The organism is Sphingobacteriales bacterium (assembly GCA_016719635.1).
Classification (GTDB): domain Bacteria; phylum Bacteroidota; class Bacteroidia; order Chitinophagales; family JADIYW01; genus JADJSS01.
This window is the reverse complement of record JADJYT010000004.1, coordinates 327,632-350,494: the sequence shown is the minus strand read 5'-3', so window position 1 is coordinate 350,494 and position 22,863 is coordinate 327,632. Positions and strand designations below refer to the sequence as shown.

The following is a 22,863-nucleotide window of genomic DNA, read 5'->3' as shown; positions in this document are numbered from 1 at the left end:
GCAATAATAACCCTGCAGCCCTTTACATTAATAAATAATTATGATTATGATTATTGTTTCACAATCTTGTATTTATATTCAGTTCCGTTTTTGTCCGTTAACACCAGCATATAAGCGGCATTCGCCAATGAACTTAGATTAAGCGTATTGCTGTTAACACCCGTCAACAAACTTACAGTTGTCGTTTTAACCACTTTACCCAATACATCATAAATAGCTATAGCAGCATTCTGACTGCTGCTGGAAGATATCAAAATAGTGATATCCTGTGATGTCGGATTAGGGAATACACCTATAATACCGGTTATATTAGAAGTGGCAATTGGAATGTTAATGATATTCGAGTATTCAAACGTACTATCCATGTCTATCATTTTCAATCTGTAATAATTATTTCCTGCTACCGGATAATAATCAAACAAATCATAGCGAAGTGTAGTTGCACTGTTTCCAGCGGCAGGTTTTTCACCTACATAAAACCAGTTAATCCCATCTAAGCTTTTTTCCACCACAAATCTAAATGTATTCTTTTCTGATACCGTCATCCAGTCCAGCCTGTTCTTATCGCCGATATGTATTCCGGTAAAGGACACCAGTTCTACCGGCAACACTTCGTATGGGAATCTTACCGGGTGGATATAGAAAGTGGAAAATGTATCTACGATGAATTGTACCTGATAATCCGTTCCATTTCCGGCGTAGGTTGAAAAGACAGGAGTTGTCCAGGTCGCATTTCCCCCGTAATACCCTTGTCCTGCCGGCAGCATCTGACCGCCCGGTGTATGAATGGTTGTACTGCCGTTTGGTCCGGAATAGGTACCACCGCCGCCGCCCGGGAATTTAGAAACCCTTAATTCATTGATACTCGCAAAATTATAGGATCCACCGTCTGCTTTTGCCAGCAAAGAAGCATACTCCGGTGCTTTAAAGTATAACGTTACCCTTGCATGTCTGCCAAGTGGAAATTCCGGACTGACGGACCACCATCTTTGAAGATACGGCATGGAATCTGATGGATAGGCGGTTGTCCATGTTCTTGGTGTATACGTATTTATATGAGTACACACCTCTGTTTCACCTAAAGCAGATGCAGAATAAGCGCCTCCTGTTAAATCTTCAATGGTACAAATTATTTTCCCCTCATAATCATAATAGGTATAGGTATTTCCATTCTGAATAGGACAGGTATAACATAAATCGGAATTATCCGTAATGATAGTGTTGGAAACGGAAGGTGCTGTTATCGGAATAGATATTGAATCAGAACACCCCCCATTGACGACTTTCCATTTATATGTCGCACTTCCGCCAAATGGTATATCCACACTCACATCCAGCGTTGAAGTTGGCATTGCCGGATTGGATGTAACACCTGCAGAAGAAGTGACCAATGTCCACTGACCTGAACCGACTGCAGGTGAAGCTGCCTGAAGGGTAGCCGTGGCATTTGGATTACCGCAGCCGGAAACATCCACCAATGCTGCATTTGCGTTAACTGTATCGTTGATATTCCAGGTAATTTGTGTAATTGAATATGCAGTATCACAATTTCCCAGCCCAACTACACTAATGGATGAACCTATGGCTGACATCGTTTGAACAATCGTTGTACCGATAGCTTTTGTAATATTGGTAGGTCGGGTTGTACTCCATGCAGACCAGCTTGTTCCATTATCAGTAGAATATCTGTAGAATATGGTAATAAATGAATAGGTTGAGCCACCACTCGGAGCATTTACGCATAATGGTGAAGCACTTGTCAAACATACATCTGAGCCACTGGCCGGAGAACCTGCACAAACTGTAAACGTGTTATTCGGTGAAATAGGCGGGAAAACTACGACGGAATCATATACCCATCCGGACCAGCCGCAACACTTATCTTTTACCCTGGCTGCTATCAAATAGGTAATGGTATCTGACGTAGCATTAGTTGGTGCAATTGTATTTGCTCCGGCTCCTGTTCCGTTGGTCCACGCAGGAATCGGGGAAGTGCGGATAGTGCCATCTTTATATTTTCTCCATCTCCATTCATAATCCGATGCATTTCCCGCAAAATCCTGATTGGGGTTATTGGACGTAATTGTAAAAGAGGTATTATCTCCGGAACAAATGCGTTTTTTTGCAACAGAGATAGTTGGCAACGGTCTTGTTTCCAAAACTCTTATAAAATACTGCCAGGGGTTAATGGTCGTTAAATCCATTGTTTTCCAGCCTCCGGCTGAGCTATATACTACCTCTAAGGTCGATGCACCGGTCACATTGGCGTAAGTGGTCGTATTTGGTGACTCATTATTAATGAGTGTTGGAGAACCCATGACTGTAAAATCAAACGCGCCGCTTGGCGGAGCGCTGCCTGCCGCTTTTTGTAAAGTAATGACTGAGTTGGTACAACCTCTATTATAGGTTGCTCTTAAGAAATCTGCAACTGCATTTGGACCACCAGCCCCGGAAGCCCCAACGGCTACTGTTACAATATTTGCAGGCGTTGTCGCCAGATTAACTGTTCCCTGTGCTATGCCATTAGCGCCGTCCCTGCCTCTTCCGCCAGGGCCGCCGTTACCGCCCTTACCGCCGCCGCCGCCGCTACCCTGACTTCCATTGCACCCACCCGAACCGCCGCCGGAATATGGCCCTAATCCGGTTTCTCCCGGCTGCCCGACTGCTCCGTTACCTCCCAATCCGACAGCTCCTGCATTAAATACAGACTGACTCAAAGTCCCTGCGGCATTCCCTACAATGTATATACCGAAAGAGCCACCACCACCCCAGCCCCCCGAACCGGGCAGCCCGCCGTGACCTCCTCTTCCTCCTGTAACGCCATAATAAAAACCACTGGGACATGGACTGCACGTACAACACGTTCCATAATCGCCGCCGCCGCCGCCGCCGCCGCCGCCGCCGCCAAATCCATTACTGCCGCTTGCTGACTGACCTGCAGGAATAAAATAGGGGCTGGCTACACCCGGACTGGCAGGCCTGTTGCCTCCCGCCCAGTTTGTTGAACCTACTCCACCACCATTGCCTGGATTCCCATTTCCGGCATAACATCCATTTGCATCACATCCTGCAACATTACATCCTGTTCCACAGCAATTTCCGCCACCTGTTCCGCCACTTGCTCCGCCATTGCCGGAGGTGCCTAAACCTCCCGATGAAGTACCCCAGGCTCCGCAGCCACAGGCTGAAGTGCTGCCATTACCACCACCGCCACCAGCACCGCCACCAACTCCGGAACCTCCGGATCCCGATGGTGTAGTACCTGCAGCACCCGTAGAACCCGGGCCGGCATTGATTGTGGACCTTTTTATTTCCCAGCCTGTATTGCCGTTTATATAAAAACCGTAAACAGTGTAACCCTTATTGAGGTATTGTCCTGTTGCAGGTGTCGAGACCTTTACATTTACCGTTAAATCCTGTAACAGCCAGCTGTTACCATTAGAAATTATTCCGCGATGATAACCCACCGAGCCGTTATTTTGTGTTCCCGGGTTTAAATTAACTGTTGTTGTAAGGCTTGAATTTTTCCGCCACTCTCCTAAAGCTAAATTCACTATTTCCCAACCACCGTCAATAATTGCATTAGCAGGTAATAACCACTGCGTTTCACTATAGGTCGCCCCACCCATTATACGAATATGATTTCTGGAACCGGAAATATTTGCCAGTGGATTGGTGATGGTGTCATAGGGGGAGGTTGCCGTACCGGCATTGCCATCATTTCCGCCGTTAGCTGCCGGTGCAACATAAAGCAAATCGCAGGAAGGTGTCGTTACTGTAAATGTGCAAGTTGTTGTTGAGTCGGAAATCGCCCCGCACGGATCAACTACCGTTAAAGTGACGGTATAGGTGGTACCGGCGGCGGCGGCGGCAAACGTAGGTGAAAATGTACTGGAATTTGTGGCCGAAGTAGGTGCAACATTTGTTGTCGGGGATATGCTCCAATTATACTGCCAGCCCGCTAATGCATCGCCTATCGCATTCAGTGCCGGAATAGCCGGAACCGAGAAGTTAACAGCATTTCCGGAAGGTACGGAACGTCCGCATGCAGTGGAAACTATTGGCGGAGTATAGGGGAAATAAGTAACCCTAACACAATTGGAAACTGCTGAATCATATCTTGAGCCGGAGCTGGTAGTGCTGCCACTTCCGTTTCTGTTGTATACGATTAATCGGTAAGTCCTGGTTCCGAGTGTTTGCGGAAAGGTAATGGTTGGGCAAATTGCACCGGAAACATTAGTCCAGTTTGCACCTGCAGGACAGTTTCCTGTCCCGGATCCATTTATATCAGCCACCTGCCACTGAAAATAGGTTGCATTTGCAGTGGTAGCCGTTAATGACTGGGTAGTACCCCTGCAGGCGTGTAAGTCTGTGGTGACGATAGATACCGTAGGTGCACTGATGGTCCATCGATAGCGTATCTTCAGCATCCAGTTCCGATAGGATGATCCGCTTATAACGGCGGGAACTTCAACATAGTTATAGGTATTCGGCGGGCTGTCGCGCCAGTTGATGGTATAGCCGGTGTTCACCGTTCCACCAGGTCCGCCGGTTCGTGTTACATTATGCGCATCATCGCTGTTGATACAAAACCAGGGAAAAGAATAATCAGACCCTTCATAATTATCATCCGTACCACAGGAAATTCCAAAACCCAGGATGGATAAATAAAATCCGTCTTCTTCAAAAAGATCCCATGCTAAATTTAAAGCAGAGAAATTTGTTTCAGTAGTATATGTTTTATTAAAAATATTTACAGCTGCAAACGTATTATAACCGGGAACATCCTGCGAAATCTTTACTGCCGAACCCGGCCCGGTAGGGAATGAAGGAAAGCCGGCAGTAATATTGTCCTTAGCTAAAACCTTTACCCTTAAGTCTTCAGCGCCGCCAATAGCAATGCCGCATGTACCGCCATCCCAATCCATATCATTAAATACACCGACTAAATCAGCCGTAACGGTAATATTACCGTCTTTATAGTTTGGAAGTGAAGCGCACAGTGGTTTCAATGCCGGTGACCAATCCCATCTGTATGCAAATACCACCGCATATCTGTGCTCACCACCTGAGCTGAGCATAACCGGCAGCGTGTAACTGACTGCACCATTGTTACCTCCCCGGAAATTAACTGCAGTCCAGCCAGCGGAGCCTGCAAAATAATCATCTCCTAATGCGCAGACCCCAAACAGACAGCAACACTCATCATACTGACGCGGTGCACCCTGGTAGCAGGATAAAATATCGCCGTAACAATCGTCTTCAAATGCTTTCCCCAGGTAGACCTGAAATTCTACTGGTACCTGAGAACCGGAATACGTTATATCGAGCATCTTATATCCCTCTGCCTCTAAAGGCAGACCGGCCGAATTTACGTTATTCATCTGGTTGGGATTAAATGAGTAAAACCGGTTTTCCGCCCCCCAGAAAGCCGCATTGAATCCGCTGGGGGAGGTAATATACCCGGTACCGGCAGCATCTCGGACCCGTGCCTGGATATCCTGAATGTTATATTCCTGATCACCAATATCACCGCAGTTGGCAGCAGACCATACCTTATGTGCCCAAACCCTGAGCCGCAGGCCGCCGTCATTATACATCTGCCCGAAGAGATGCTGAGGCAAAGTCATCAAAAAAAGCATCAGGATGCCGAAGGCACCATTTTTGTATAGTCTAATCATTGGTGAAAAGTTTAGATTCACAAACTTCTATTCCGATTTTAAAATCACCAGATAAAGTTTTGGCTGTTAATAAAATAATCCTGGACATCCCGTTATTGATGTCTCTTTTATTAAAGTTTATATCACAGTGTATTTTTTTCAACTCTCCGTTACTGCACGAAAATGAAGATCTGGATTCAACAACGGTAAGTTTATTGATGGTAATATCCCTTTCTATAAATTTATTGTATATGGTCATAAATGTTACGGACTTATAAGTGGTATCCATGGTACTCAGGCATTGAGGAAAGTAACGTCTGTTGAATTCAATGATATCTTTAAATTCCTGCTCAGACAACAGATAAGGGTTCAGTATTTTGATATTCTTATGATTTACTGCATTAACGTATGCATTCATCATATTTTCAAAGTAAACGGAATCGTAAGGTGTTTCACCGTTTTTGTGAAGATTTTCCTGACCACAATAACCATTCTGTCCGAAGGAAACTACGGAAACAAAAAAGATAAATACAGATAAGATAGATTGTAAAATTCTACTCATGTCATACTTTACTTAAAATTAAGTAAAATAATTGAAAAAAGTAAAAGATTTAGGGAATCTTCAATTCATTCCGTGAAATTTAACGAATCTGCCAGTTTGCCAGCTTTTCCCTAAACTGAACCAATGCCCATAAAGCATAAAATGTGGAATAATCATCATGAACCAGCACATTGGAAGTATAATGCGCCGGCCAGTCGCCGTGCAGTTCCTTCTGCAAGGCAAACAGGTAAAACAGATTATCCGATCTTTGGTCTAACGTAATATCGTTTGCATATAATCCGTATGCAGTCAGAACATATGAATTATAAATTTTCGTTTTGTCAGACACGGCGGATATGCCTGTTTTATTGCACCATCCAATCAATCTTTTAAAACTGTATTTGTCATACAACCGGCCGAATAAATCTTCCCTGTACGTTTGCGTCACGCTAATATACTCAGGACAATTCCGTGCCAAATCCGTAAACATGAAATATATGCTTAGTTTTTCGTAGGCAGGACAACCGAAAGATCTTTTGTACGCTGAATCAGCATTATTTTTTGAAAAAGGTATGACATCGCAGAAAACGGCAAATCCTACCTTTGTCATATCATCTTTCATATGTTGAAAAAAAAGGCTGTTGAAATCCGGCAGGCTATCACTCATTTTCCGTACTGCAAAGCGCAGGGAATCTGTGCGGTAATACTCATTACCGTACATTTTAAAAAAACCATTCCTGTTGATACTACTCTTTTCAGACAAATCGATTCCCAAATCATAACAATCATTGACAGCGATAAACTGAGCAATAGGCAGTGGTTCATAAATTTCGTACTTAGTTTCGTTAAAAAAGCGGACGGCTCTTTCAATTCGATTATCCAGCAAATGCAGCAGGGAATCTTTTCCGAAATTGGATATAAATCTCAGTACCGTATCCGAAGGCATCGGTTTTATCGGGTATTTTGCAGAAGCATTTAGATAGAAACTGCACAAAACAATAAGCGTCAATATATTTCGAAAACGGTATCGCATCTGTTTATGATAAAGAAAAAAGCATCCCGCAGGATGCCTTAAAGAGTACCGAAGGTGGGACTCGAACCCACACACTTGCGTACACGAGTTTGAGTCGTGCGCGTCTACCATTCCGCCACTTCGGCGCGCCTGAGAAAAGAAGTTACCAGGAAGTAATGAACCTTATGACATTCAACTAATAACCAATTTCAAAAGAACGGGATGCAAATTTAATGAAAAAAGCTGCATTTCAAATGATAGGCTGAAATTTATTTTAACTAAATATGGCCCTGATCACATCCATACCGTTTGCAAACAACAACAAGCCTAAGATGATGAACATCCCCACACTCTGCGCATACTGCTGAACTTTGTCCGGAAGCGGCTTGCCACGCACCATTTCATATAGTAAAAAGACGACATATCCTCCATCCAGCATAGGAATCGGCAAAATATTCATGAATGCCAGAATCACTGAAATGGTGGCGGTCAGTACCCAGAAATGTTCCCAGTCAAACGTATCCGGAAACATTTTGCCAATGGAAATAAATCCCCCTAAACTGTCTTTTACTTTTACTTCCTTTGAAGTAAACAACATCTTCAAACTTTTGAAATAATTACCCAATGTAAAGAAAGATTTTTCAATACCTGCCGGAACAGCCGCTGCGAAGTTGTAATTCACTCTTTCGGTCTTGAGTAATTCAGAATAGGCCTGAGAACCGAATCCAAACAGACCTTCCTTGGAAACTTCGCCGCTCAGTTCAACCAATTTACCCTCTCTTTCCACCGTGACCTTAATGGTTTTTCCTTTATTTTCAGTAATTGCTTTTTTTACTTCGTCATAAAAAGGAGTCGGCATATCATTGACAGCGGTAATCTTATCCCCCAACTTCATCCCTGCCCTTGCAGCACCGGATGCATCCTGTACCTGCGCCACGACGCCGGGTATTCTCGGTAAAATAAAACTGGCTTTCTTCTGTTTGATAACTGCCGATAAAACGCCGTCCTTAAGCGGCAAAACCACTTCTGCACCGTTGCGTTCCACTGTAATATTTTTTGCATCGTTCAGAATCAGGTCCTTCTGGAACTCTTCAAAATTACCGGCCATTTCATTATCAATCCGTAAAATTTTATCTCCGTTTTGTAACCCCATCTGATATCCCAGGGAATCCACAATCATAACCCCATTGGTCATGTTTTTCATCGGCAGAAATTCTTCCCCGTATTTCCACAGCAATCCTGTAAAGATAACCATCGCCAAGATCATGTTGACCGTTACGCCGCCTACCATGACAATCATTCGCTGCCAGGCCGGTTTACTTCTGAATTCCCAGGGCTGAGGTTCACTGTTTTTCAGTTCTTCTGCATCCTGTGTTTCATCTGCCATACCTGCAATCTGCACATACCCGCCAAATGGAAACCAGCCAAGGCCGTATTCCGTATCGCCGATTTTCTTTTTGAACAAGGCAAAATTACCTATGTTGGAAAAAGGGAAAAGGAAATCAAAAAACAGGTAAAACTTGTGTACTTTAATTTTAAAGATCTTTGATGGTATAAAGTGCCCCATTTCGTGCAATAAAATCAAAATTGACAAACTTAGTAAGAGCAAAATTACTTTTGTAGCGGTAGGTCCTATGGAGAATAATAACATTTTTTGTACGATTTATAATGGTGACAAGCCTCTGTGGAAAATCACTCCAAAGGCAAACTCGTCGTTATTAGTTTTAAAATGAAGCGCAAAATTACAAAATGTTACGCGTTATTGGTAATTAGTTGATAATTAATGGGTATTTAGGTTACTATTATTTAATTGCATTACAATTATTTCAAACAGTTTAAATCATAATCTACTTATAATCAATTGAATATAATTCAATATGGATGAATAACCGTTTGGATTTCTTTAGCCAGTTGCTCACGGGTTTTCACCAACTCCATTTTCTTCATCAGGGCGGCAATCATTTCCTCGAATCTGCCGGCCTGCTCCGCTGTCTTAATTTTTTCATCCATTATTTTCATCAGCTCCATCAGTTTGAAATAACGAAACCGCTGCATGGCAGAGACCACATCCGATTTATAGGCATCTCCGTTCCCCTTTACAACAATCTCGTGCTTGTTAAACCAATTCGGACTCAACTCATATGGAGACGACATCAATTCAATCAGACACTCTTTCACATCCTTGTCCTCTAAGGTATTGAGATTCTTGATTTCCGAAAACGGGATGTCGTTCTGATAGGCATCCATATGCCATTTGATGATTTTCCAAAATACGTCGTTCTTAAAGTCGATATCCACCAGTTCAAAGATGACGTATTCGGCTACAGAATGTTCTTCCGTCATTGATTTATCAGCGTGTTCCAGCAAAATGCGGACAATGTCTCTTTCCTGATGATACAGCTGAGAGGTCTTTGAAATCAGCTGAGTATGGTTAACGGGCGTTTGTACATAGGTATTTATATCCTGTGTTTCTTCCTGTGTAAATTCTCTGGATTTTTTGAAATGCTGTGTGCGGATCTTATTGGTTTCATTGACCAGAATATTTTCCGGCACTTCCACAATATCGGCGCAATGCTTGATGTACAGCTGACGTTTGATATTATCCTGTACCAGCGCAATACTTTCTACAATATCCTTAATGACTTCGGATTTCTTAATCGGGTCATTACCGATGTCTTTGATGCCTTGTGTGGCTTTGAACAGGATAAAGTCCTTCTGTTCTTTCTTAATGAAATCCAGCGTGGCATCCGTTCCATTTTTCTTCACAAAAGAATCCGGGTCTTCACTATCCGGCAGCAATACTATTTTTACATTCAAACCCTGTTCCAGCACGATATCCAATCCGCGCAATGCAGCCTTCACGCCTGCCGCGTCGCCATCGTACAATATCACTATATTCTGTGTGAAACGTCTGATGAGCTGCACCTGTTCCTTGGTCAGTGCCGTACCACTGGAAGCCACCACATTGCGGATACCTGCCTGATACAAAGAAATCACATCCGTATAGCCCTCAACGAGGTAACAGACTTCTTCCCTGCGTATATCATTTTTTGCCTGTGCAATACCATATAATATCTGGCTCTTGTGGTATAATTCCGTTTCAGCCGTGTTGATGTATTTCGGTTGGTTTTCTGATTTTTTCAGAATACGCCCGCCAAAAGCGATGACTTTACCGCTGACATTGTGAATCGGAAACATAACGCGGTCGCGGAAGAAATCGTAAGCCTTGTCATTTTTTTCTTTTATCAGCCCGGCTTTCAGCAGCAGCTCCCTGTTATAGCCGTTTTGAAGGGCATCCTTCAACAAGCTGTCATAACTATCCTGTGCATAGCCCAGCTGAAACGTGGAAATGGTTTCATCCAGAAACCCTCTTTCCTTGAAATAAGACAACCCGATGGCCTTTCCTTCTTCCGTTTCGGTCAGTTGCTTCTGATAAAACTTTGCTGCAAAATTCAACACAATCAGCAGGCTGTCTTTCTCATCCTGTGCCTGTTTGTCCTCGGCTGCCACCTGTGTCTCTTCAATTTCTATATGGTATTTGTTGGCCAGGTAACGCAGTGCTTCCGGAAAGGAAAACTTCTCATGTTCCATGATAAAGCTGACGCTGTCGCCGCCTTTGCCACAGCCGAAACATTTGAAAATATTCTTATTCGGGTTGACGACGAACGAAGGTGTTTTTTCCTGATGGAAGGGGCAGTTGCCTTTTAATATGCTTCCGGATTTTTTGAGATTGACAAAATCACCCACCACCTGCTCTATCTGAGCCGTATCAAGTATTTTTGCTATGGTATCGCGGGTGATCAATGGTTGAAATATAAAATAAAACTAATCTTCTTCAAAATAATCTGTATCCAGCTTTTTTACTTCGTAAATATTTTGTTTTGATACTCCAAGATTATAATCAATCATTAAATCTGCTAATTTAATTCCGTCAATTAAAACAATTTTGGTATCATTCTTTGGATTATATTCTAACGCGTCTTTGGAAAAGTGAGAGGTAGTAATAAATATTCCTTTTTTAGCGCCTTGTCCTGCCAATGCACCAACAAATTTATGTAATTCAGGACGGCCAACAACATTTTCCCAGCGTTTAGCCTGAATATAAATGATATCTAATCCCAATTTATCTTCGCTTATTACACCATCAATTCCTTCATCTCCGCTTTTTTTTATGGCTTTACTTGCTTCTGTAATGGAACCACCATAACCCATTTTTACCAATAACTCAACTACTACTACTTCAAATCTGTAAGGGTTCATGCTTTTTAACTTTGAAAGCAACTCGCTTGCCAAATTCTTTCTTATTGTATGATACGATGATTCTAAAATTTCATCTGGTGTAGAGTCATTTGTACTGATTACATTATTGTCATTTTTAGAAACAACCTTATCGTCATTCTTATAAGCACCTATATAAAAATTATACTCATCAAATTGTTTTAACAGTTTTCTGTCAATTTTAGATGGTTTTGATTCTATAATCTTCTTACCTCTTTCTGTTATTGACACAAAAGACCTTTTGGGTGAATCAATTAATTTAGCTCCCTTCAGGTCTGCTTTAGCCCAAGCAACTCTGTTTGTAAAAACCTGCTGTTTTCCACTTGGTAACATCTGCTGCCTATCTTCATCTGATAAATTAAATTTTTCTGCTAAAAAATCTTCAATTTCATTACTAATATGTTCTTTACCATCAGAAACAAATTCTAATAAAGGTAGCATCAAGGTTTGAAAATCTGGTATTGGCATAAAATATCATTAATTTAAGCAAGATTTCTCGCTACAGTCCAAAATATCAAGTTAGTGAAATACAAAAAGGGAAACAACTACAACCTAACCAATTCTAACTCCCTGCCACTTACGTGTGCCTGCTTAGTAACAGATATAATCTGCTGTGCCGTTTGGGCCGTATGAAAAACTTCGCCACAATTATCACAGATTTCTGCATCGGCATTCTTTTTTACAATCAAGGTACCTTCATTCTCAACCGCCAGTGTGGTTTTACTCGGGCTGCCGATTTTTCCAATTTTACAGATAGGGCAAGTTTTCATATGTTTATCTTTTTGTTTTTAAATCTTCTTCCCGAATTAAGATATCCGGAATGTAAACCGTACTTACATAACAGATATTATTATCCATATCCTTTGAAACCACCAGATGAACAACCCGGTTTTTAAAATTCACAAACAATAATTTACTTTCAAAAGGTTTGTCATCTTTATACACTTTAATAATTTCGCCAAATTTTATACCCTATTCTATAACTTCAAATGGTATGTTTCGTTCTATCATTCGCTGCAAAGCATGCTGCCTGAATGATATTTCGTTACAATCCAACGTCAGTTCTACCATATATTAAAGTTAGTTAATCTTTAGTATAAATTCTACCTTTTCAATTCCGCATAATACTGATAAAAATACGGAATGGTTTCGATGCCTTTGAAATAATTGAACAGCCCGTAATGCTCGTTCGGGGAATGGATGGCATCGCTGTCGAGCCCGAAGCCCATCAGCACGGTTTTCAGTCCAAGAATTTCTTCAAACAGCGCAACTATCGGAATACTGGCGCCGTTGCGCATGGCCAACGGCTTCTTGCCAAACGTTTTCTCCATCGCCTTGTATGCCGCCTGGAATTCCACGGAATCCACCGGCGTCACATACGGTTCCCCGCCGTGATGTTCGGTCACCTTTACTTTCACCGTATCGCGCGTAATTTTCTCAAAATGCCTGGTGAAGATTTCCGCTATTTTTTTAGATGACTGATTTGGAACCAACCTCATGGATATTTTAGCATTGGCTTTGCCCGGCAGTACCGTTTTAGCTCCTTCGCCGATGTACCCTCCCCAGATACCATTGACATCCAGTGTCGGTCGGATGGTTAATTGTTCCGCCAGTGTATATCCTTCTTCTCCGAATGATTTTGGCAATCCGATGCTGTTTTCAAATGCCTCCACGGTTACAGGCCCTGCATTGATTTGCGCCCTTTCCCCGGCACTCAGATCCAGCACATCGCCATAAAAATCTTCGACGGCAATATGTCCGTTGTCGTCTTTCAGGCCTCCGATTAGCTTACACAATACATTCAGCGGATTGTCGACACCGCCGCCGTAAATGCCCGAATGCAGGTCACGATTCGGTCCGACCACTTCCACTTCCATATAGCACAAGCCGCGCAGGCCATTCGTGATCGAAGGTGTTTCATTATTGATGATGCCGGTATCAGACACCAAAATGACATCGGCTTTCAGTTTTTCCTTATATTTCTGAAGAAAATCTCCGAGATGGGATGAACCCACTTCTTCTTCCCCCTCGATAATAACTTTGATATTGCAGGGCAAAACACGATTCGACAACATGATCTCCAATGCCTTCACATGCATATACACTTGTCCCTTGTCGTCGCAGGCACCTCGTGCGAAAATAGCGCCCTGCGGATGAATATCGGTCGGTTTCACGACCGGCTCAAACGGCGGTGAAGTCCACAGTTCATAAGGGTCTGCAGGCTGCACGTCGTAGTGCCCGTAAACCAAAACGGTTGGTTTGGAGGCATCCGATATCTTTTCGGCATACACTACGGGGTATCCCTCTGTAGGCAGCAGCTCTACATTTTCCATTCCGATTTTTTCAAATTGCTGTTTCAGGTATGCGGCTGCTTTCAGCACATCGTTTTTAAACTTAGGATCAGCGGACACGGAAGGAATCCTGAGCCATTCAATAAGCTCCTCTACAAATCTGTTTTTATTTTGTTCTATTAAAGGTTGAATAAAATCCATAGAGCTTGAAATTTTTAGTGATGAAATGGTAAAAAGCCGGATGGTAAAGATAAGCGATTTACCGTTATTTGCTAAGCCCTAAAAATCGGGTGCTAACTAGTTGTAAATCTGTTAAAAAGTATTATTAAAGTGTAAAAAGTAGTATTAACCGATTATTGGTATTAATTTTGGAGATAATTTTCATCATGAAGCGACTGTTTACTGTTCTTTTTCTCAGCTATACTTATTTTGTTGCCGGAGCCAAGGATGTTGTTCAATTTTCCGGATTTGTAAGAGATGCGGAAAGTAATGTACCCGTTCCTTTTTGTGCCGTTTATATTCAGAACGAAAACAGGGGTACCATCACGGGAGCCGACGGATATTTTATTTTTGTTGCAGGAAAAGGAGATACCATTGTCGTTAAGTCACTAGGATACAAAACCTTCAAGATTGTCATACCAACAGACTTTGAACAAAAAAGTTTCACAAAAGAAGTAGGTTTGGAACGCGATATTGTTCAGCTTAAAGGTGTCACCATCAAACCATTGCCAACACCCGGACAATTGAGACACGCCATGCTGAATCTGGATATTCCGAATAACTTACAGGAACTGGCACAACAAACAATTGAACAATCCATCCTGACGGATGAAATTTCCAAGAAGACCAATTTTGACGGCAAAGAAAATTTCAATCAATATGTCCAATCTCAGGCTGAATATTACTATAACCGTTACGGCAATCAAAGGCCCGGTATTTCTCTGACAAATCCGTTTGCCTGGGCACAATTCATCAAAGACATCAAGGCTAAAAAGAAGAAAAAGAAGTAAAAGATTTACTTTTTATACACTTTTACGCGGTAATCAATATCCACTTCACCCCGGGCAATTTTTGCCAGTTTTGGCAACAACAACTTCCGCTTCAGAGGCTTGAGTTTATCTGTAAACAAAATCCCTTCAATATGGTCATATTCATGCTGAATGACCCTTGCTGTGATATCGTCATACTCTTCCGTGAATGCATTGAACTGCTCGTCGAAATAATGAATTTTTACTGACGGCTGACGAAAGACATCTTCGCGGATTCCGGGAATACTCAAACAGCCTTCTTCATACTTCCATTCTTCTCCTGTTTCTGTCAGTATAGTTGGGTTTATAAATACTTTTTTGATGCCGGTAAAACCTTTCTTTCTTTTTTCCGCCAATTGCTGGGTATCCACCACAAACAAGCGGATTGACAAACCAACCTGCGGCGCAGCCAGCCCCACACCGGAGGCGGCATACATCGTTTGCCACATGTTTTTAACCAAATCATTCAGATTGGGATATTCCGATGAAATATCCTCTGCACGTTTTTTCAAAACCGGGTCTCCGTAGAGTGTAATGGCTAAAATCATATTATTTGTCGATACATGAATGTAGGTCATGCATACCGGCTGCAAATTTAAAAAAATAAACGTTTAAATAAAATGAATCGTTCCCGGCGTTCAGGATTTATGTACTTCTAAATAGTTTTGCAAGATAATGGTGGCAGAGATTTCATCTACCAACGCCTTGTTTTGCCTGTCTTTTTTCTTCATTCCACTGTCAATCATAGACTGAAACGCCATTTTGGAGGTAAAACGCTCATCCATATCTATAAGGGTAATATCCGTAAATTTATTTCTAAGCTCATTTTTAAACTGCTGAATTCGCGGAACAATATCTGCGAATTCATTATTTAATTTCTTGGGAAGGCCTATAACGATGGTATCAATCTTTTCTTTCTGCAGTAAATTCTGCAGGTAGGATATGTTATTCTTTGTTTCCTGAGTCGACAATCCAAATGCGAATATTCTGGAGTCATCCGAAATGGCATATCCTGTCCGTTTAGCACCAAAATCTATTGCAAGAATTTTTGACATATTTATTTTAACTGTAACGTCTTAACGATTTAAAAAGCATTTCTGCTTCCCGTTTTGATTTAAAACACAACATCTGCAATCACAAAAACAGCGAACAAGACACTGGCTATTCCGTTTGTGGTAAAAAATGCCATACCTATCTTTTGCAGTCCGAAACGAATCACCAAAGAATGCTGATAAATCAATAAACCACAGAATATGGCAAAACCTATCCAGAATAACATATGAAAGTTGCCATACACGCCGGCGGAAAAGATGCAAAGCGTACTGCACAGATGCAGGAAACGGGAGATCCATTTTGCCTTTTCCTGTCCGAAATAAGACGGAATGGAATACAGCTTGTGCTCCTGATCAAACTGCACATCCTGTAAGGCATAAATGATATCAAAACCCGCCACCCAACATAAAACGGCAAACGAAAAAAACAACGGAAGGATTTCAAATCTGCCGGCAACTGCGAGAAAAGCGCCGATGGGTGCCAGCCCCAGTCCAACACCTAAAATCAAATGACACAAGAATGTAAAACGTTTCGTCAAGGAGTATCCCAATATGACCGTCAAAGCAACAGGCGACAAATAGAAACATAATGGATTGATAAAGAAGGTTGCTGCTATAAACAAGCCGCAATTTACCACTACAAAAAACAACGCGTTTTTAGGAGTAATGATGCCACTTGGAATTTCACGAACAGCCGTCCGCGGATTTTTTTCATCGTATCTCCTGTCTATGTAGCGATTGAAAGCCATGGCGGCATTTCGTGCAGTCACCATGCACAACAGCACCAATCCCAACTTATATACCCACCAATATGGTTCAGTGATGCCCGGAATATGGTAACATCCCAACACGAAACCTATCATGGCAAAAGGCATCGCGAAGATGGTATGAGAGAATTTTACTAATGATAGGTAGTTTTTCATTTTTGAATCCTTACAAACTATAGTCTATTTTTTCTTAGCCTTTGTATTTACTTTTACACTGAAAGTTATGCTTGTAACAGATGGGTTTGTATTCGCTTCAATCATGACGGATTTCGTATTGGCACCCGGTTTGCGGGAGGAATCAAACTGAATCTCAATTGCCCCCTTTTTACCCGGAGCGATAGGTTCTTTATTGTATTTTGGAACAGTGCATCCGCAGGAACCGTAAGTCTGGTTAATCACCAGCGGCAATTTACCTGTGTTCGTGAATTCGATTGATTTAATCACCTTATCTCCTTCCGTGCATTCACCGAAATCGTACACTTCCTTATCAAATCTTATGGAGGTGACTTCTTTATTTCCTGCCTCCGCTTCCGAGTCAGTGATTTTGCTGACAGAATCCGTCTTCTTTAAGACCTTATCATTTTTTAAAATAGAATCCTTATCAAACTTTTGGATTTCAACATCCGCCGATATTTCTTTATTCCTGCACTGAACCATAAACAGCATGACAAAACCCGATAAGATGAAAACATAAAGTGATTTTTGCATATTCTACTTTTTTTTGCAAAGATAGCAATTTGCTATCGGTGGTTTTTATTTTTCAGGTATTTTTCAAAGTTATCTTTCGTTAAAGCGTTTAGTGTGTTCTCCTTCAGCAAACCGCCTTTCCTGGCCGCATGGGTGCCGTACTGTATATCATGAACACCCCGCAAATTATGGGCATCCGGATTGACCGAAACCAATAATCCTTTTTCCTGACAGTAAAGAATCCAGGAATAATCGATATCCAGCCGATATGGATTCGCGTTTAATTCGATACACACCTTATTGGCTGCACAGGCATCAATTATTTTTTTATGATTTACAGGATATCCCTGCCGCGACAGCAGCAGTCTGCCCGTTAAATGCCCAAGTATGGTGGTATATGGATTTTCAACCGCTTTTATCAGCCGCTGCATGGCCTTTTCCTCGTTCATGCGCAGCTGGGAATGCACGGAAGCGATAATCAAATCAAATGATTGCAGCACATCGTTATCATAATCCAGACTGCCGTCATTCAGTATATCGCTTTCGATACTTTTAAAAATCCTGAATGGTGCCAGTTCCCTGTTGAGCAGGTCAATTTCCTGATGTTGTTGCAGTATCTTATCTTCCTTCAATCCGTCCGCATAAAAGGCACTCTTGCTGTGGTCAGAAATCACCAAATATTCAAACCCCTGCTCTTTGCAATGGTACGCCATTTCTTTCAATGTATTGCTGCCGTCACTGTAATCACTGTGTGCATGAACAATCCCTCTGATATCCCTTAGCTGAATCAGCTTATCCAGCGCTCCGCGTTCCGCCAATTCCCACTCCATCCTGTTATCCCGCAGTTCAGGAATGATAAACGGATAACCTGCGCTTTCATACACTTCTTTTTCAGAAGAGTATGATCTTGACGCGTCGGTTTTATAGGATAAAAAACTAAAATGACCAGCATCACTGGATAATTCAAGCAATTTCAGAAAAAAAGAGTCTTTGCCACAGAAATAGAAATGAACAGGATACTGCTTATATTTTTCAGTTATTGCATGTTGTATTGCCGGATCCTCATTTCCAACTAAAAAATCTATTCCTTCCAGGACGATGGCTTTCCTTCTGAAATCACCGCAGGTGGAGATGAGCAAATCCGGGTACTGCTGCGTCAATTCGTGCAAGATTTCATTGGCCAGCTCTTCCAGGTTTGCCCACAAGAACTTATTCGAACTTTGATTGATGAACTGTATCTGCTGCAAGATATTTTCCTGTGTCTTGGCACCAAATCCTTTCAGTGTAATCAATCGGTTTTCATTACAGGCATATTCCAGTTCACCTATACTCTCTATTTCCAGTTCTTTCCAGAGCTGCGCTATCTTTTTAGGGCCAATGCCTTTTATTTTCAATAACTCGACCACGCCCGGCGGTGTTACGGACAAAAACTTTTCCAGCAGGTCCAGCTTACCAGTTTTGCATAAATGAAAAATTTTAGCTGCTATCGCCTTTCCCACTCCCTCTATTTCTTCCAGCTCTTCAATAGATAGGTTGGACAGTGGCGGTTCCAAATTTTTCAAATGTCGGGCGGCAAACGTATAACTCTTGATCTTAAACGGGTTTTCACCATGCAATTCCATCAGGTCGGCAAGCAGGGCGAAATGTTGCGCAATTTCATTATTGTTCATATTCCAAAAATAATCAAACCGCTACAGAATTCATTTTAAAATTCTTATATCTTCTATCGGTTTCCTTATATCTTTTCAGTAAATTTGATGTAATTCAGTCTTATGGTTAAAAAGATTTCAGGTGTATTCATAGCATTAGCCGTTGGCGTTTTGGTGTTTTTTCTGAACCGGCCTTTAGGAGATGTTCCGGCTTTGGGCATGTTTTTATCGCCCACCCATGGCTTCTGGAAAAGCGCTTCACAAAAAGAAACACGCAACACTTCATTACAGATTCAATGCCCGAAAGGAACGGCCACCGTAGTCTATGACGAACTGTGCATACCGCATATTTTTGCCGACAGCAAAGAAGACCTGATGTATGCCCAGGGGTATGTGGAAGCAAAAGACAGGCTCTGGCAGATGGAGTTCCAGATCTATGCTGCATCCGGCAGGCTGACAGAACTGGTGGGTGAAAAGGCCCTGTCTATGGACCGGTTCAGCCGACGAATCGGAATTGTCAGAGCAGCAAAAGCATCCGTTGTCGAAATGGAGAAGAATCCGGTCAGCAAAGCGATTGTAGATAATTTCACAGCAGGGGTGAATGCTTATATCGAACAGCTTAAGCCTGCCAACTTTCCCATCGAATACAAACTCATCGGCTATAAGCCTGAACCGTGGACGCCATTGAAATGCGCCTTGCTGATGAAATATATGGCCAAGGATTTAACCTATTACGATACCGATGTTGAGAACACCAATGCACTTCGCTTATTCGGGACAGAAATTTACAAAAAGATGTTTCCAGACTTTCCGCCGCCGGCTATTGACCCGATTATTCCTGTCGGTACCAAGTGGGGTTTTAAATCGGTGGATTCTTTCTCCGCCCCAACTGCCAATAAATCTTCCCTTGCCTTTTATAAGAATCCTTACCGGGAATTTTATTCCAATCCGAATTACGGAAGCAACAACTGGTGTATCAACGGGAGCAAAACACAATCCGGCAAACCCATCTTATGCGGTGACCCGCATCTGTCCCTCAACCTGCCTTCCATCTGGTACCAGGTACAGCTGAATTGTCCTGGCTTAAATGTGTATGGCGTAACCATTCCGGGCGCACCGGGTGTAATCATCGGCCACAATGACCACATCGCCTGGAGTGTGACGAATGCAGAACGGGATGTTATCAATAATTTTACGGTGGAATATCAGGATAAGCGCAAAAGAGCCTACAAACTGGGTAATGATTATGTTCCATTTGAATATGATGTGGAAACCTATAAAATCAGAAAAGGAAAGGATCTGGTGGACAGCATCCGTATGACCAAAGTCGGTGCTATTGTCTATGACGAAACATTTGGCGAAGCGGATGATAAAAAACACATCGCCACGTACTGGCGGGCAGAAGAGCCCTCCAACGATTTAATGGCTTTTTATTACCTGAACACCGCCAAAAATCACAAGGATTACCTGAAAGCCCTGAATTACTATTCCTGTCCCGGACAAAACTTTGTGTATGCGGACGTGGAGAATAATATCGCCATCCGGCAGCAGGGAAGATTTATGCTGCGCACCAATCCCGGCGATGGTTCCTTTTTGACTCCATTGGCAACGGTGGATTTGGCAAAACTAAAAGCCAGCATTCCCAATGAACAGAATCCGTATGTACTGAACCCGGAGCGTGGATTTTGCAGCAGCGCCAATCAGAATCCGGTGGATCCAACCTATCCGTATCTGACAAACGGAGTGTATGAAAACTACAGAAACAGAGTCATCAACACCACACTTACCTCAACAGAACATGCTACCCGGGAAGATATGGGCAAACTGCAAAACAACAATTTAAGTTTGCTGGCCAAAGAAGTATTACCTACGCTGCTTACTAATATGGACGGCAGCAATGATCCGTTATCCAAAAAGATAATCGCTTCTTTATCCTCCTGGAATTACGAAGCCAATATCGAACTGGAAGCACCCAGTTATTTTTATAAACTTTGGGAAACTATCGAACAGACCACCTATGATGAACTGGATAACAAGAATGTTTCGCTGCGCATGCCTGAGCCTTACAACACCGCGAACCTGATTGTCAGCGATCCTGCATTTCCGTTATTTGACATTCTGAACACCGATACGAAAGAAACAGCTAAAGAGGTGGTAGAGCTGGCATTCAGAAAAACAACCTCTTTTTTCAGGGAATTCGAAAAAGACAAGAATAATACTGCAAAATGGCAATATTATAAAAATACCCGCATCACCCATTTAGCCCTCCTGGATGCTTTCTCGATCAAGGACTTACCGATAGGCGGCTATAATAATATTGTAAATGCCGCTTCCACCAAATGGGGTCCTTCCTGGCGCATGATAGTGGATTTCACCAACGGGAAACCACAATGCTACGGCCTGTATCCCGGAGGACAAAGCGGCAATCCCGCTACCAAAGGGTTTACGGAATTTATAGATAAATGGGCAAAAGGCGAGTATTACAAACTGCATTTCTATGCGGATAAGAATGAAGCCATGAGAAGTATTACCAACAAAAAATAAAGCACTATGTTCCTAGTTAAAGTTTTCTCCATCCTGCTGTTGAGTTTCCTGCTTACCCTGTTTATGCCTTGGTACACACCCTTTATCATATGCTTTATGGTCGGCCTGATCTTATCCAACAAAGCGGGCAATAATTTTTTAGCCGGTTTGCTGGCGGTAGGTATATTCTGGCTGGCATATGCACTTGTGCTGGACATCAGAAATGAACATATCCTGAGTTCTAAAATCGCCCTGTTATTTTCCCAGAGCCTGAAAACGGACATCACCGGAGGCGTTTTATTAATGATAACCACTTTCTTAGGTGCGCTGCTTGGCGGCCTTTCCTGCATGGCCGGCGCGATGATCATTGATGACGGCAGTAGGAAAAGATTGCGCAAAGCCGTCAAAAGCGGCAGTTATCGATTGAAACTGAAATAATCTCATTTTTTATCCTGCATCAATATTTTTCTTTATCTATTTCCGTACCTTTCTGTTAAGTATTTATCTAACATGTCACGAACCATACAACTGCAATCCATCAATTCCGGGGCCGGCTTATATGCCCGCGTCGCCACCACTTTTTTCAAAAAAGGAAAGGGAGATTTTCCGGATATCTCCATCCATCTGGAAAAGACATCTCTTAAACCTGACGCACTCAAAAAATACAACAAGGTCTGCGGCTTTGACCATACGCTGATTGTTCCAGCCACCTACATACATGCCTACATCTTTCCGCTGCACACCCAATTGCTCAGCCAGCCGGAAGTGCCGTTTCCGTTGCCCGGGCTGATTCATTTCGCCAATTCCATCAAACAGCACCGTCCGTTATACATTGGTGAAGATTTTTCCGTTACCTGCAAATTGGGCAATCTGATTGCACACGACAAAGGGCAGGCTTTTGAGGTGCTCAGCTATATCGAAGTGAACGGTAAACGCATATGGGAAGATGAAAGCATCTATTTGTACAAAGGCAAAGAAGGGGTAGGAAATGTACTGGAATGGAGGCAGCCCACCTTACACGAAAACTGCATTAAGGAAAGCTGGAGCCTGTATCAAAACCTGGGTTTTGAATTTGCCATGGCTTCCGGCGATTTTAACCCCATACACTTACATCCGCTGACAGCCAAGATCTTTGGTTTTGAACGCCACATCATTCACGGTATGTGGAGTGTAGGGAAAATATTATCCATCTTTGAAAAAAGAATGCCGGAAAGCTTTGAACTGACTGCTTCCTTTAAAGTACCTGTTTTTCTGCCGGCCAGCATCATTTTCCGCCATGAAAAGACGGATATAGGCTTTGACTTTGATGTGGTGGACAATACCCAGGAAAAACCGCACTTAAAGGGATATATCAATAAGCTGTAAGCTGATTATC

At 42.4% G+C, this 22,863-nt stretch carries 17 protein-coding genes and 1 tRNA gene; 4 read left to right on the top strand and 14 right to left on the bottom strand.

Translation table 11 applies throughout. The annotated features are described in order from the left end of the window. Positions 1-50 precede the first annotated feature (50 nt). From IPM95_10410 to IPM95_10370, 9 genes are all read right to left on the bottom strand, one after another. Positions 51-5,681, bottom strand: coding sequence for a T9SS type A sorting domain-containing protein (locus tag IPM95_10410; GenBank protein ID MBK9329701.1), 5,631 nt, complete (start codon positions 5,679-5,681; stop codon positions 51-53). Beyond that, positions 5,674-6,222, bottom strand: coding sequence for a hypothetical protein (locus tag IPM95_10405; GenBank protein MBK9329700.1), 549 nt, complete (start codon positions 6,220-6,222; stop codon positions 5,674-5,676). The genes IPM95_10410 and IPM95_10405 overlap by 8 nt, the downstream gene beginning before the upstream one ends. Positions 6,223-6,301: 79 nt before the next feature. Next, positions 6,302-7,234 (bottom strand): hypothetical protein, encoded by a 933-nt coding sequence (locus IPM95_10400; GenBank protein ID MBK9329699.1) that lies wholly within the window; start codon positions 7,232-7,234, stop codon positions 6,302-6,304. A 46-nt stretch (positions 7,235-7,280) separates the two neighbouring features. After that, a tRNA-Leu gene (locus tag IPM95_10395) sits at positions 7,281-7,359 on the bottom strand. Between the two features lie 128 nt (positions 7,360-7,487). Continuing rightward, complete coding sequence (gene rseP / locus IPM95_10390; GenBank protein MBK9329698.1) at positions 7,488-8,864, bottom strand: RIP metalloprotease RseP; 1,377 nt, start codon at positions 8,862-8,864, stop codon at positions 7,488-7,490. A 221-nt stretch (positions 8,865-9,085) separates the two neighbouring features. After that, positions 9,086-11,017 (bottom strand): DNA primase, encoded by a 1,932-nt coding sequence (locus tag IPM95_10385; GenBank protein ID MBK9329697.1) that lies wholly within the window; start codon positions 11,015-11,017, stop codon positions 9,086-9,088. 21 nt (positions 11,018-11,038) lie between these two features. Further along, entirely contained in the window at positions 11,039-11,959 is a 921-nt protein-coding gene (locus IPM95_10380; protein MBK9329696.1) for a restriction endonuclease, read from the bottom strand. 77 nt (positions 11,960-12,036) lie between these two features. After that, positions 12,037-12,261, bottom strand: a complete 225-nt coding sequence (locus IPM95_10375; protein ID MBK9329695.1) for a YgiT-type zinc finger protein — start codon at positions 12,259-12,261, stop codon at positions 12,037-12,039. A gap of 333 nt (positions 12,262-12,594) precedes the next feature. Then, the gene (locus IPM95_10370; protein MBK9329694.1) at positions 12,595-13,983 is read right to left on the bottom strand and encodes a dipeptidase; all 1,389 of its coding nucleotides are present in this window, start codon (positions 13,981-13,983) and stop codon (positions 12,595-12,597) included. A gap of 185 nt (positions 13,984-14,168) precedes the next feature. Here IPM95_10370 and IPM95_10365 point away from each other — a divergent pair, with 185 nt between their 5' ends. Then, entirely contained in the window at positions 14,169-14,792 is a 624-nt protein-coding gene (locus IPM95_10365) for a carboxypeptidase-like regulatory domain-containing protein (protein ID MBK9329693.1), read from the top strand. Between the two features lie 5 nt (positions 14,793-14,797). Here the strand turns inward: IPM95_10365 and IPM95_10360 are convergent, their stop codons facing one another. The 5 genes from IPM95_10360 to IPM95_10340 form a co-directional block, all read right to left on the bottom strand. Continuing rightward, positions 14,798-15,358 carry a peptide deformylase gene (locus tag IPM95_10360; GenBank protein MBK9329692.1) on the bottom strand — a complete coding sequence of 187 codons (561 nt, stop codon included), beginning with the start codon at positions 15,356-15,358 and terminating at the stop codon, positions 14,798-14,800. A 90-nt stretch (positions 15,359-15,448) separates the two neighbouring features. Further along, a complete protein-coding gene (gene ruvX / locus IPM95_10355; protein MBK9329691.1) occupies positions 15,449-15,865 on the bottom strand; it encodes a Holliday junction resolvase RuvX in 417 nt (138 codons plus the stop codon). Positions 15,866-15,924: 59 nt separating this feature from the next. After that, positions 15,925-16,785 (bottom strand): UbiA family prenyltransferase, encoded by an 861-nt coding sequence (locus IPM95_10350; GenBank protein ID MBK9329690.1) that lies wholly within the window; start codon positions 16,783-16,785, stop codon positions 15,925-15,927. Between the two features lie 24 nt (positions 16,786-16,809). Further along, a complete protein-coding gene (locus IPM95_10345; protein MBK9329689.1) occupies positions 16,810-17,337 on the bottom strand; it encodes a DUF1573 domain-containing protein in 528 nt (175 codons plus the stop codon). Positions 17,338-17,369: 32 nt separating this feature from the next. Further along, positions 17,370-18,986 carry a DNA polymerase/3'-5' exonuclease PolX gene (locus IPM95_10340; protein ID MBK9329688.1) on the bottom strand — a complete coding sequence of 539 codons (1,617 nt, stop codon included), beginning with the start codon at positions 18,984-18,986 and terminating at the stop codon, positions 17,370-17,372. A 102-nt stretch (positions 18,987-19,088) separates the two neighbouring features. On the opposite strand from IPM95_10340, the gene IPM95_10335 reads away from it, so the two are divergent. The 3 genes from IPM95_10335 to IPM95_10325 all read left to right on the top strand — a co-directional run bounded on the left by IPM95_10335 (position 19,089) and on the right by IPM95_10325 (position 22,853). After that, positions 19,089-21,509 carry a penicillin acylase family protein gene (locus IPM95_10335; GenBank protein ID MBK9329687.1) on the top strand — a complete coding sequence of 807 codons (2,421 nt, stop codon included), beginning with the start codon at positions 19,089-19,091 and terminating at the stop codon, positions 21,507-21,509. A 6-nt stretch (positions 21,510-21,515) separates the two neighbouring features. Beyond that, complete coding sequence (locus IPM95_10330) at positions 21,516-21,926, top strand: hypothetical protein (protein MBK9329686.1); 411 nt, start codon at positions 21,516-21,518, stop codon at positions 21,924-21,926. Positions 21,927-21,998: 72 nt separating this feature from the next. Next, a complete protein-coding gene (locus IPM95_10325) occupies positions 21,999-22,853 on the top strand; it encodes a hypothetical protein (GenBank protein MBK9329685.1) in 855 nt (284 codons plus the stop codon). The last annotated feature ends 10 nt before the right edge of the window (positions 22,854-22,863 follow it).

What these genes read in the sequence shown, in the direction of transcription:
- IPM95_10365 (MBK9329693.1), top strand. Translation starts at nt 14,169, where the DNA reads ATGAAGCGACTGTTTACTGTTCTTTTTCTCAGCTATACTTATTTTGTT.
- ruvX (MBK9329691.1), bottom strand. Translation starts at nt 15,865, where the DNA reads ATGTCAAAAATTCTTGCAATAGATTTTGGTGCTAAACGGACAGGATAT.
- IPM95_10350 (MBK9329690.1), bottom strand. Translation starts at nt 16,785, where the DNA reads ATGAAAAACTACCTATCATTAGTAAAATTCTCTCATACCATCTTCGCG.
- IPM95_10400 (MBK9329699.1), bottom strand. Translation starts at nt 7,234, where the DNA reads ATGCGATACCGTTTTCGAAATATATTGACGCTTATTGTTTTGTGCAGT.
- IPM95_10380 (MBK9329696.1), bottom strand. Translation starts at nt 11,959, where the DNA reads ATGCCAATACCAGATTTTCAAACCTTGATGCTACCTTTATTAGAATTT.
- IPM95_10325 (MBK9329685.1), top strand. Translation starts at nt 21,999, where the DNA reads ATGTCACGAACCATACAACTGCAATCCATCAATTCCGGGGCCGGCTTA.
- IPM95_10345 (MBK9329689.1), bottom strand. Translation starts at nt 17,337, where the DNA reads ATGCAAAAATCACTTTATGTTTTCATCTTATCGGGTTTTGTCATGCTG.
- IPM95_10375 (MBK9329695.1), bottom strand. Translation starts at nt 12,261, where the DNA reads ATGAAAACTTGCCCTATCTGTAAAATTGGAAAAATCGGCAGCCCGAGT.
- IPM95_10335 (MBK9329687.1), top strand. Translation starts at nt 19,089, where the DNA reads ATGGTTAAAAAGATTTCAGGTGTATTCATAGCATTAGCCGTTGGCGTT.
- rseP (MBK9329698.1), bottom strand. Translation starts at nt 8,864, where the DNA reads ATGTTATTATTCTCCATAGGACCTACCGCTACAAAAGTAATTTTGCTC.
- IPM95_10340 (MBK9329688.1), bottom strand. Translation starts at nt 18,986, where the DNA reads ATGAACAATAATGAAATTGCGCAACATTTCGCCCTGCTTGCCGACCTG.
- IPM95_10360 (MBK9329692.1), bottom strand. Translation starts at nt 15,358, where the DNA reads ATGATTTTAGCCATTACACTCTACGGAGACCCGGTTTTGAAAAAACGT.
- IPM95_10330 (MBK9329686.1), top strand. Translation starts at nt 21,516, where the DNA reads ATGTTCCTAGTTAAAGTTTTCTCCATCCTGCTGTTGAGTTTCCTGCTT.
- IPM95_10405 (MBK9329700.1), bottom strand. Translation starts at nt 6,222, where the DNA reads ATGAGTAGAATTTTACAATCTATCTTATCTGTATTTATCTTTTTTGTT.
- IPM95_10410 (MBK9329701.1), bottom strand. Translation starts at nt 5,681, where the DNA reads ATGATTAGACTATACAAAAATGGTGCCTTCGGCATCCTGATGCTTTTT.
- IPM95_10370 (MBK9329694.1), bottom strand. Translation starts at nt 13,983, where the DNA reads ATGGATTTTATTCAACCTTTAATAGAACAAAATAAAAACAGATTTGTA.